This is a genomic window from Halopseudomonas sp., assembly GCF_047631575.1.
Classification (GTDB): domain Bacteria; phylum Pseudomonadota; class Gammaproteobacteria; order Pseudomonadales; family Pseudomonadaceae; genus Halopseudomonas.
In genome coordinates this window covers 87,010-97,613 of record NZ_JBLIAB010000008.1, presented here as the reverse complement: position 1 = coordinate 97,613, position 10,604 = coordinate 87,010, and the positions used below count along the sequence as shown (strand labels likewise).

Below are 10,604 nucleotides of genomic sequence, written 5' to 3'. Positions count from 1 at the left end.
TGAACGAAGGCTTAATCCTTGATGCCGCATCAGCATCAGGGCGATGCGTTCGTCAGTGGACAAATGCGTATAGGTTTTCATGGCAACACTCTATCTCATGTGTTGCACTTGGACCTTGAGACCGCCCCTGCTATGCGTCTGTCAATGTTTGATACCACACCTTTAGCAAGCTTCTGAATCGCTTTATCATCAAGTTCACCGTTATCACGATCGGACAGGAGCATGGCAATTTCTGCTAACGTAAAACCAAGGTCTTTGAGGTACATAATGGCTTTTAGCCGGTTTAGAGTTTCTGCGCCGTACTGACGATAACCGGCTGCTGTTCGACCCTGTGGTGTGATCAGACCTTTATCTTCATACAAGCGCAGCTGGCCACGGGTGACATTGGCTGCTTTGCACAAGGTGCTAGTGCTATTGATTGATCCAAGCGTTGGCTGGTGAAGGGGTAAGGAAAGATCCGGAGACATCTCTGAGTAACCCGCTAAGTGTTAATGATAACTGTCCTGAGAGCGTCATCAGGCAGCCGACGATCAACAGCAAAACATCTGTAGCCATCCCTGGCAACCCATCAACGTGGTTCAATCTCTCAGAAACCCAGTAGAAACGATATCCGCCAGACACCTCAGGCAAGCCCGACTGAAAGTTGACGACCCTTTTTAATCAATGGCTCAACGCTCACGCAGTTCATAACGCAACGCGCTTAGTTCTTCGCGCAACTGACGGACTTCGTTAAGAAGTACTTCCTGATTTACCCCTGACAGGGTGCTGGCATGGTGGTCCGGTTCTGGCAGGGCATGTTCAAGATTGGCTGTTTTGGCTGTTTTGGCTGCCTTGGCCGCGGCTATGCGCTCACGCTGATTCTGAATAGCATCGACAATGACCGCTATAAAGAGATTAAGTATCATGAATGTCGCTATCAGAATGAATGGAACGAAGAACATCCAGGCGAATGGATAGACCTCCATAACCGGGCGCACAATGCCCATCGACCAGCTTTCCAGTGTCATGATCTGGAACAACGTATACAAACTGGCGCCCAAAGTGCCAAACCAGTCAGGAAAAATCTGGCCAAACATCTGAGTGGCAATAACAGCGGCAACATAGAACACCAGGCTCAGCAAAGCGACGATGCTTCCCATGCCAGGCAATGCCGAAAGCAAAGATTGAACGACGATCTTCATGCTCGGCACAATGGATACCAGGCGCAGTATCCGCAGCACACGCAAGGCGCGCAGTATAGCCAGCGGCCCGCTGGCGGGGACGAGTGCGATGGCGATGACCAGCGTATCGAATAACCCCCAGGGGTCCTTCAGCAACCGCCAGCCATGGGCAACAAAGCGCAGTGTAATTTCGACCACGAACAGGCCAAGTATGAATTGATCAAGCCGTTTCAGCAGTCCACCCGAGTGCTGCATCATGGTTGAGGAGGTTTCCAGGCCGAGGATCACGGCATTAATCAAGATCAGCGTCATTACCAGAAACTGGATGCGCGGCCGCTCCAACCAGTTAGCCAGCTGCTGACGCCAAGGCTGGCGAAGTTCAAGGGGGATGGTATTCATTTTGCTCACAATCTGAGTGCAAAAGCCCTCAGAGTAACGGTTTGGTGGGCTTCAGAGCAGGGTTACTCCAGCTCACAGAGTATACGTCGAAATCTCGGCGTCCTGCATCATACGCGACCCATCCAGGTCGGGTAGTTCAATGATCGCTGCCACTTCATCGGCAAGGTGCGCCAATTGATTTGGCAACCTGGCTGCTACTAGAAAGGATGGTCGCCCCCTAATGGCCATGAATCTATCGTCCGACAGTTTCAGGTATCAAATCATTTAAAAAGCAATCAAACCACTTGACCTGGCACTTTGGTGCCGGGTTTCTAATATCGTGATTGATCCAATAAATCTGGAGATTCACTTTGACCGCGACCTCAACAATATCCAAAACAGCACTTATCACCGGCGCGTCATCGGGCATAGGCAAAGCCTTGGCCTATCAATGTGCACAGGACGGTTACAACTTGGTGCTGGCCGCCCGCAGTGTGGACAAGATGCAGACACTCGCAGATACGCTTAAAAATCAGTTCGCGATTAACGTCACCGTCATTGGGTCAGACCTCGAAACCAGCGATGGCGCTACACGACTGCATGCGGACATCAAAGCCCACGGCATCACCCTAAGTGCTTTAATCAACAACGCCGGATATGGTGCTTTTGGCGAATTCAAGGACTCAGCTCTTGCATTCGAGTTGGCCATGATGCAACTCAATATGAATACGATCGTCGTACTGACCAAGCTTTTTATGCCCGACTTGTTAGCTACCCGCGGCAAGATTTTGAATGTTGCGTCCACTGCAGCCTTTCAGCCCGGCCCCTACATGGCGGTGTACTATGCGACCAAAGCGTTTGTGCTTAGTTTCTCGGAGGCCATTGCGTCCGAGCTGGAAGATACCGGTGTGACGGTCACCGCGCTGTGCCCTGGCCCCACTGCATCGGGCTTTCAGGATAAGGCAGACTTGGGTAACTCAGCATTGGTCAAGGGTAAGAAACTGCCATCTTCAGAAGACGTTGCTGCCCCGGGGTATCGAGCTATGCAGCGAGGTCAACGTGTCTACATACCCGGTTTCGTGAATTGGGCTATGGCCCAAAGCATGCGCATAACCCCCCGCAATCTGGCCACCAAGGTGGTGAAACACTTGACCAGAGCAACCGCTTGAGCCAAACAATTCGATAGTGGCCCATGTTGCAAAGGCCTTTACTGAATCAAACCAATGGTTAATTAGCTCGGGAGTATCGCTCCCTTATTCTTTTAAAAAACACCAAAGGGATAAGTAAAAACACAAAAACCCGCACAAGGCGGGTTTTAAGGATATTTTAAAGATTGTTTGAAACGAGTGATTGGTCGGGGAGACTGGAATCGAACCAGCGACCTTCTCGTCCCGAACGAGACGCGCTACCAGGCTGCGCTACACCCCGATGATCTGTCGGCATTTTACCCAAAACAGTGGCCTTCACAATACCCTCTAGGGAAAAATATCAGCATAGGCAGTAGCTTAGCAATTGATAGACCAGTCAGCCAAAGTGTTTGCATTGTGCAGTCTCGAATCTCCCGACGGCACTTGAACGACAGAATGGGACTGATTGAGTAGCCAGCGCAACGGGCTACGCTGGCCTTCAATCCAAGCAGTCTGCAATGCAGGCAATAACGCTTTGGGAATTACTGTCAGAAGGGGCTGCCACTGCTCTCCGGCACGCACCAGACAAGGACGTCCCGGCTGGCTCTGCGCCTGGTCGCGCAACAACTCAAGCAATGCGGAATCCAGCCACGGCAAGTCACAAGGAAGCACTAAGAGATGTGAGCCGGCGCAGGCTTGCAGTCCGGCGAGTATGCCCATGAGTGGTCCGGGAAAACCGGGCTCGTCGTCGCCGACCAATTGATCTGCCCATTGCTGGTACACAGCCTGATTACGGTTACAGCTGATGAGTAACTCGTGGGCGACTTTTCTTGATTGAGCCGCCAAGTGGGCGGCGATCGGCCGACCCTGCCATGGCATGAGGCCCTTGTCCCGCCCACCAAGGCGGCTGCCCTGCCCCCCCGCAAGTAACAGGGCACTTACTCTGATCGTGTCTGATGGGACCACTGGTCGCCTCCAAGCAAGCTTCTGTGTGTTATAACGACGGGTGCGAAAACTGTTAAAGGATACCCCGTGATGGGCCATGATACTGCCGAATTTACCCCGCTGAACATTGCCGTGTTGACTGTTAGCGATAGCCGAAATCGCGACACCGACAGCTCTGGTCAGTTTCTCGCTGATAGCGTGCATTCTGCAGGCCATTTGCTTGCTGATCGTCAATTGCATCCCGATGATGTGTATCGCATCCGGGCTGTGGTGTCGGACTGGATCGCGCGGCCGGACATTCAAGTCGTGTTGATTACGGGCGGCACGGGCTTCACCGGACGCGACAGTACCCCGGAAGCCATTAACCCGCTGCTCGATAAACTGGTCGATGGCTTTGGCGAGTTATTTCGCCACGTATCCTGGCAGGAGATAGGCACTTCAACGCTGCAATCACGCGCACTGGCCGGCCTGGCCAACCGTACGCTGGTGGTATGTATACCAGGATCAACCGGCGCGTGCCGAACCGCCTGGGATCGCATTTTGCGCGAGCAGTTGGACAGTCGCACACGCCCCTGCAATTTCGTGCAGCACTTGGCCGCCGCCACCCTCTGCGGGAGCCGAGCATGAACCTGATGCCCGTCGCACAGGCATTGGATCACCTGTTAACCAGCGCTTCCGCCGAGTCTCCGCCAGATACCGAAACCCTGCGACTGGAGGCAGTACTTGGTCGCGTACTCGCCAAACCGCTGCACTCGGCACAGGATGTACCACCCTGGGATAACAGCGCAATGGACGGCTATGCCTTGCATGCCGCCGATATAGCGGCGGCCAACCAAACTGGGCTGCCCGTTAGCCAACGCATTACCGCGGGCATGGCACCCCAACCGCTGGCCCGCGGGACCTGCGCACGCATATTTACCGGAGCGCCGATGCCAAGGGGCGCCGACACCGTAGAAATGCAGGAAAATGTCACCCTCGACCCTCAGGGACTAGTCCATTTCACCCGTATATTAAAGCAAGGTCAGAACGTACGTCCTCAAGGGCAGGACATCCGCAAGGGCAGCATCCTGTTTAAGCCCGGCTTAAAGCTCAGACCGCAGGATCTGGGTCTGATTGCGTCGGTGGGCCTAGCCACAGTCGAGGTGTACAAACCCCTGCGGATTGCGGTGCTGTCCACGGGTGACGAGCTGGTCGAGCCTGGCCATGAACTCGGGCCCGGGCAAATATTCAACAGTAATCGCTACACTTTGATCGGCTGTCTGCAGCGCTTGGGTCAACAGGTCATCGACGCCGGTATCCTCGAAGACGATCCCGAGGCCACCCGCAAGCGACTGCAGAGTCTCGCCGGGCGCGCCGATGTCATCATAACCTCGGGGGGAGTCTCTGTCGGCGAAGCTGACTTTCTCGGCGAAACATTGCGTGATCATGGCGAGTTGACCATGTGGAAGCTGGCGATCAAACCGGGTAAGCCGTTCACTTTAGCGCGTTTCGCCGGCACACCAGTACTAGGTTTACCAGGTAATCCGGCTGCTGTATTGGTGACGTTTCTGTTGCTGGTTCGACCTTATCTGTTACGCCGGCTTGGCGTGCAAGAGGTCAATCCGGTGATGCTGCAGGTGGCATCTGGTTTCGATTGGATACGGGCGGGCAATCGGGATGAGTACCTCCGTGCGCGACTGGAAGAGGGGCATGTGGTGTTGGCCGGCAACCAGAGTTCCGGCGTATTGAGTAGTGCCAGCGAGGCCAGCGGACTGGTTTGCATACCGTCAGGCACTGTTGTTTCCAAAGGTGAGACACTGCCCTTTCTACCTTTTGAAGGGCTGTTCGACTGAGGAATAAAAAACCCGCCGAGGCGGGTTTGAAGAGCAGAGTCTGCCGTCAACAGGTGACGGCAGTTGCGTTTTCAGAAGCTATGGCTGATGCCTACCAGTGCTGTCCTCGGGGCCTGTCCACGAGCGCCGTAAGGCTGGCGCGCAATGATGTTGTCGGTTTCGTCGGTCAGGTTGATGACGTTGGCGTACACCTCGGTCTGCTCGTTGAACGCGTAGCGGGTAGCCAGATCAACGGTGTAGTAGCTGTCCACCTTCTCAAACTGGCCACAGGTCGCTTCGGTGCAGGTACCGTCCACCCAGTTGGTACGCAGATCCGCGGTAAAGCCCTGGGCACCCCGATAACCGAACCCGACCGTTGCCTGATGCTCGGGAATCGACGGTACTGCATCGCCCTTTTCAACCACCCCGAAGAAGCTGTTGTTGAACCCGGTTTGAAACTCACTGTCGGTCCAGGTGTAGCTCAGGCTGACTGGCAGGCTGAATGCCGCTGTCTGCAGCAGCTGGTATTCGAAACGAGACTCGAGACCCCGAATCTCCACTTCACCACCATTGAACTGGTCGCCCACGGTGCAGTTGGCACCGGATGACGCCGTGCAGGTACCCAACAGATTGTCATAATCGCTGTAGAAACCGATCACTTCGGCGTAAAGACGGTCATCCAGGTAACGGAAGCCCGCTTCGGAGTTCAATGCCCGCTCGGCATTGGTACCCGCAGTGCTGGTCGGAGTGAAACCTTCATGCACGCCTGCCAGCAACGCCCAATTGGCGTTCAGCTGGTAATGTCCGCCCAGGCCGAACATCACCTCACGCTCGTCGGAGTTGTCGCCAATGCGATAATCCTCCAGACGCACACCCGGTGTCAGCGTCAGACGGTCCAGACCAATCTCGTCGGTAAGATAGAGAGAGTAGGCCTTGGCCGTCTTGCTGCGCTTAGCTTCCGGTGTACGCACGCCGGTGAAGATGAAACTGCCGTCGACGTCCTGCTGATAAGTATCAACATACTGATCACGGACTTCCTCATCCTCGTGGTAGCGCGCCCCGATTTCGACGCCATGTTGAATCGTCCCCCAAGCCAGATCGGTATTAAACCGGGTTTGGATGCCCTGGGAGTTATACAGTCGATTGTTAGCCTTAACATTGACCCCTGCCGCTGCACTCCCCTCAAGAATCGCCTGAGCATTGCCCTGACTGGCTAGTCCACCGTCACAATTGACGCCCGCGTTGGCACAGTCGAAAGCCTTGCTGGCGCTCTGGCCGGCAATTTTGTCGACCTTGTACCAGTTCCGCGTGTAATCCTGATAGTAACCCTGGGTCAGCAGACTGAAGGAGCCGGTATCAAGCAAGTAGCCAAGGGTGAAGCTTTCCAGCTCGTTATCCATGTTGTCCTGGCGGGTCAGCCCGTAACGTCGATTACTATCTGCCTTGAAGTCCCGATCGGTCAGGCCGACATAAGTCTGATCAGAATTTTCCGTGGCGCGCTGCAGCTTCAGGTCGACCTGATGATAAATTTCAGCACTGGGATCGGAGTTCAGGCGCAACTTGACCAGCATGTCTTCCTTATCGAAACCAGTTTGGTCCGAAGCGTTATCAATCTCGCTGAAACCGTCGGTGGCTTGCTTGTGGCCTTCAACCAACCAGCCAAAATGGGTGCTCGACCCGCCAACGTTGGCGTGGGTACGGAAGCTGCTGTCTTCGCCCAGCTCCTGCACGATACGACCACCAAAGGGTTTGACCGGAATAGGCGTGGAAAGCAGATTGATGGCGCCCGCTATGGTGTATGGACCGTTGGCGATAGCCGCAGGGCCTTTTAGCACTTCGACACCTGCGATACGGCCCACAGTGGGGAAATAGTAGGCTGCTGGAGCCGCATATGGCGCTGGTGCGACAAGGATACCGTCCTCCATCAGCGTGATGCGCTGGGACCGCTCATTGGTGGTGCCCCGAATACCGATATTCGGCCGCAAACCATAGCCCTCTTCGCTGCGCACATACACACCGGGGACGTCAGCCAAGATTCGATTGATGTCCGTGAACTTGAATTCGTCCAGGTCCTCCTGGGTCAGAACAGTACCCGAACCCGGCAATTGCAATGCTTTTTGCTTGCTGCCAATGATCTCGCTGGCGCCCAGTCTCAAAGCCTGCTCTTCCGCCATTGCCGGCAATGACATGCACACAGCGATGGCAGCCGCGCTCAAACGAAGCCCTTGTTCTTTATTCATCTTTTTAATTCCCCACTGACTGATAAATTTGTTGGCAGGGGCATGTTAATAATAATGATAATGATTATCAACAACTATGCGCATAAAAAGATAATCAGTGTTCGATGCGCTCCTTACCGTGCCAAAAAGGCAAAAAAAAACCCGCGCCGCAGATTTCGCACGGGCGCGGGTCATAGCAGGTGATGTTATTCGGGCTGCTGTTGCTCTGCCGAGCTGGCGACTGCCTTGATCATGGTGGCCAACTCACCAGACTCGTGAAGTTCGCTGATGATGTCGCTACCGCCCACCAGTTCGCCGCCTACCCATAGCTGGGGAAAAGTAGGCCAGTTGGCGTACTTGGGCAACTCGGTGCGGATATCGGGGTTCTGCAGAATATCCACATAGGCGAATTTTTCGCCGCAGGCCATCAACGCCTGAACGGCACGAGCGGAAAAACCGCACTGGGGCGCATTGGGTGCACCTTTCATGTAAATGAGAACCGGGTTTTTACCGATCTGTTCTTTGATGGTGTCTAAGGTTTCCATGGTTTTTCCTTTGTAGCTAATGGAGGCGGAGGGGCCTGCAAATAACGCTATTGTAGCGCATTAAGCCGGCCTTAAATACTCACACGCCTCACGCGGCTACTACCTCAACACTGACGCCGTTTAGCGCGGCGTTGCCCGTGACCGGATCCAGAAATCGCTCATCGGTCAGATCATTGGCGCTGACGCCAGCATTGCGTGTGGCCGTATCCTGTTCGGTGCCCGGGCGATTATGGCCCCAGCCATGGGGCAGACTGACTACCCCCGAGAGCATCTCGTCGGTAGCAGTCACCGCCACCGTGACCTCACCGACTCGCGAACGCACAACGACCTCCTGGCCATCGACCAGACCACGCCGAGCAAGGTCGTCCGGGTGCATCATCAACTGGTTCCGGGGCTTACCCTTAACCAGACGCTGGTAGTTGTGCATCCATGAATTATTGCTTCGTACGTGGCGACGACCTATCAGCCGCAGCTCACCGTCGCGCGGGCGCAACTGATCGATATCCGCTGCAAAACGCTGCAAATCTTGGAGAATGAGCGGTGGGGCACATTCTATTTGCTTGCTTTCGGTTCTGAGACGACTCAGCAGATTGGGTTTGAGTGGTCCCAAATCGATACCGTGCGGGTTCTGCTCAAGCACATCCATATTGAGCCGGTCGCCATAAGGACCCGCACGCAAACCGGCATCAATCATTTTGGCGGGGGGCATTGTCAAACGCGGTTCCTGCCCAGTGATGCGAGAGAACACCTGACCCAGACCGACAAAAATTTCCCAGTCATGCAAAGTGCCTTCTGGTTTGGCGAAGACCGGCTGGTTGATTCGAGTCACATTACGGATCGCAAAGGTATTGAAGGTAATGTCGTAATGATCGTGCTCGAGCGACGACGTGGGCGGCAGAATGACGTCCGCGTGGCGGGTTGTCTCGTTGATGTACAGGTCTACGCTGACCATGAATTCCAGACCTTCCAGCGCCCGGTCAAGTTGGCGGCCGTTGGGCGTGGACAGTACAGGATTACCGGCCGAGGTAAAGAGCGCGCGAATCTGACCCTCACCGGGTGTAAGAATTTCCTCGGCCAACGCCGCAACCGGCAGTTCGCCGTTGAACTCGGGCAGATTGGACACCCGGCTACGCCATTGGTCGAAATGCCCCGGCTTGCCTCCGATGACATCAAATGCAGGCTCGGTGCACAGAGCGCCGCCTGGCTGATCAAGATTGCCGGTGACCAGGTTGATGATCTGAATGAGCCATTGACACAAAGTGCCATAGCGCTGCACCGATACGCCCATGCGGCCATAGCAGACCGCCCGCTCCGCCCCAGCGAAATCCCGTGCCAGTTGCCGGATTTTTTCAGCATCAATGCCACAATGCTTGGCCATTGATTCGGCACTGAAGGAGGCAACTGCACTTTTAACCTCTTCTAGGCCAATAGTAGCCTCCAGCGCAGGGCTGTTTCTAACCAGCTCCTCATCAAAGAGCGTGTTAAGCAACGCAAGTAAGAGTGCTGCATCAGTGCCAGGCTGGATAAACAGATGTTCAGAGGCTTGCTCCGCGGTTTCGCTACGCCGCGGATCAACCACTACCAGTTTGCCACCGCGGGCCTTTAGCGCTTTAATCCGCTTACCTACATCCGGCACGGTCATGATGCTGCCGTTGGAGGCCATCGGATTGGCTCCCAGCATAAGGAAGAAATCCGTATGGTCAATATCTGGGATCGGAATGGCAAGCATGTGACCGTACATCCACAATGACACAAGATGGTGCGGCAACTGATCCACAGAGGTCGCAGAGTAGCGTTGACGAGTGCGTAATTGTCCCAGGAAATAATTACCGTGTGTCATCGATCCGTAGTTGTGGACATTGGGATTGCCCATGTATACCCCTACGGCGTTGCGCCCATGAGCAGTTTGAATAGCAGCCAAGCGGCCTGCCACTAGCTCGAAGGCCTCCTCCCAGCCGATCTGTTCCCAGCGATCACCCACTCTTTTTACCGGCATGCGCAAGCGCTGCGGGTCATCCTGTATATCCTGTAGCGCAATTGCCTTGGGGCATATATGCCCCCGACTAAACGTATCCTGAGCATCGCCCTTTATGGACAGGATACGATTACCTTCGGTTTCGATGGCCAAGCCACAGATGGCTTCGCACAGGTGGCAGGCACGGAAATGGGTAACAGGCATGGCGATGTCTCTATAGGTAACTATTTTTAGCATTCAACTTTAGGCTGCACAGGGGGAGCCGACAAGAGGCAAAATACGCCGGCATTCATTGCTCTGATCAACGGCAGCCTGCGCACGCACCTGCAGGGCATTTGCCTTCCAGCGGATTTTACCGATAAAATCGTCTACTTCTCTCTTTCGGGTATGGCTTGAATCGGGCCCTCGGGTCACGGTAGGCCTCTCTGTTTCCAGCTTCTGACC

At 54.8% G+C, this 10,604-nt stretch carries 9 protein-coding genes and 1 tRNA gene; 3 read left to right on the top strand and 7 right to left on the bottom strand.

Annotated features, from left to right (window positions below):
* Nucleotides 1–95 precede the first annotated feature (95 nt).
* Complete coding sequence (locus tag ACJAXR_RS13585; protein WP_415058814.1) at nucleotides 96–467, bottom strand: MerR family transcriptional regulator; 372 nt, start codon at nucleotides 465–467, stop codon at nucleotides 96–98.
* A gap of 201 nt (nucleotides 468–668) precedes the next feature.
* Nucleotides 669–1,559 carry an ion transporter gene (locus ACJAXR_RS13580; protein WP_415058813.1) on the bottom strand — a complete coding sequence of 297 codons (891 nt, stop codon included), beginning with the start codon at nucleotides 1,557–1,559 and terminating at the stop codon, nucleotides 669–671.
* Between the two features lie 350 nt (nucleotides 1,560–1,909).
* On the opposite strand from ACJAXR_RS13580, the gene ACJAXR_RS13575 reads away from it, so the two are divergent.
* Nucleotides 1,910–2,707 carry an SDR family NAD(P)-dependent oxidoreductase gene (locus ACJAXR_RS13575; protein WP_415058812.1) on the top strand — a complete coding sequence of 266 codons (798 nt, stop codon included), beginning with the start codon at nucleotides 1,910–1,912 and terminating at the stop codon, nucleotides 2,705–2,707.
* A gap of 182 nt (nucleotides 2,708–2,889) precedes the next feature.
* Here the strand turns inward: ACJAXR_RS13575 and ACJAXR_RS13570 are convergent.
* A tRNA-Pro gene (locus tag ACJAXR_RS13570) sits at nucleotides 2,890–2,966 on the bottom strand.
* 77 nt (nucleotides 2,967–3,043) lie between these two features.
* Nucleotides 3,044–3,631 carry a molybdenum cofactor guanylyltransferase MobA gene (gene mobA, locus ACJAXR_RS13565; RefSeq protein WP_415058811.1) on the bottom strand — a complete coding sequence of 196 codons (588 nt, stop codon included), beginning with the start codon at nucleotides 3,629–3,631 and terminating at the stop codon, nucleotides 3,044–3,046.
* Nucleotides 3,632–3,700: 69 nt separating this feature from the next.
* On the opposite strand from mobA, the gene moaB reads away from it, so the two are divergent.
* Entirely contained in the window at nucleotides 3,701–4,237 is a 537-nt protein-coding gene (gene moaB / locus ACJAXR_RS13560; protein ID WP_415058810.1) for a molybdenum cofactor biosynthesis protein B, read from the top strand.
* Nucleotides 4,234–5,442 (top strand): gephyrin-like molybdotransferase Glp, encoded by a 1,209-nt coding sequence (glp, locus tag ACJAXR_RS13555; protein WP_415058809.1) that lies wholly within the window; start codon nucleotides 4,234–4,236, stop codon nucleotides 5,440–5,442. The genes moaB and glp overlap by 4 nt, the downstream gene beginning before the upstream one ends.
* Nucleotides 5,443–5,513: 71 nt before the next feature.
* Here the strand turns inward: glp and ACJAXR_RS13550 are convergent, their stop codons facing one another.
* The 3 genes from ACJAXR_RS13550 to ACJAXR_RS13540 all read right to left on the bottom strand — a co-directional run bounded on the left by ACJAXR_RS13550 (nucleotide 5,514) and on the right by ACJAXR_RS13540 (nucleotide 10,364).
* Nucleotides 5,514–7,661 carry a TonB-dependent receptor family protein gene (locus tag ACJAXR_RS13550; RefSeq protein WP_415058808.1) on the bottom strand — a complete coding sequence of 716 codons (2,148 nt, stop codon included), beginning with the start codon at nucleotides 7,659–7,661 and terminating at the stop codon, nucleotides 5,514–5,516.
* Nucleotides 7,662–7,846: 185 nt separating this feature from the next.
* Nucleotides 7,847–8,185, bottom strand: a complete 339-nt coding sequence (grxD, locus tag ACJAXR_RS13545) for a Grx4 family monothiol glutaredoxin (protein WP_415058807.1) — start codon at nucleotides 8,183–8,185, stop codon at nucleotides 7,847–7,849.
* Between the two features lie 88 nt (nucleotides 8,186–8,273).
* Complete coding sequence (locus tag ACJAXR_RS13540; protein WP_415058806.1) at nucleotides 8,274–10,364, bottom strand: molybdopterin oxidoreductase family protein; 2,091 nt, start codon at nucleotides 10,362–10,364, stop codon at nucleotides 8,274–8,276.
* Nucleotides 10,365–10,604 lie beyond the last annotated feature (240 nt).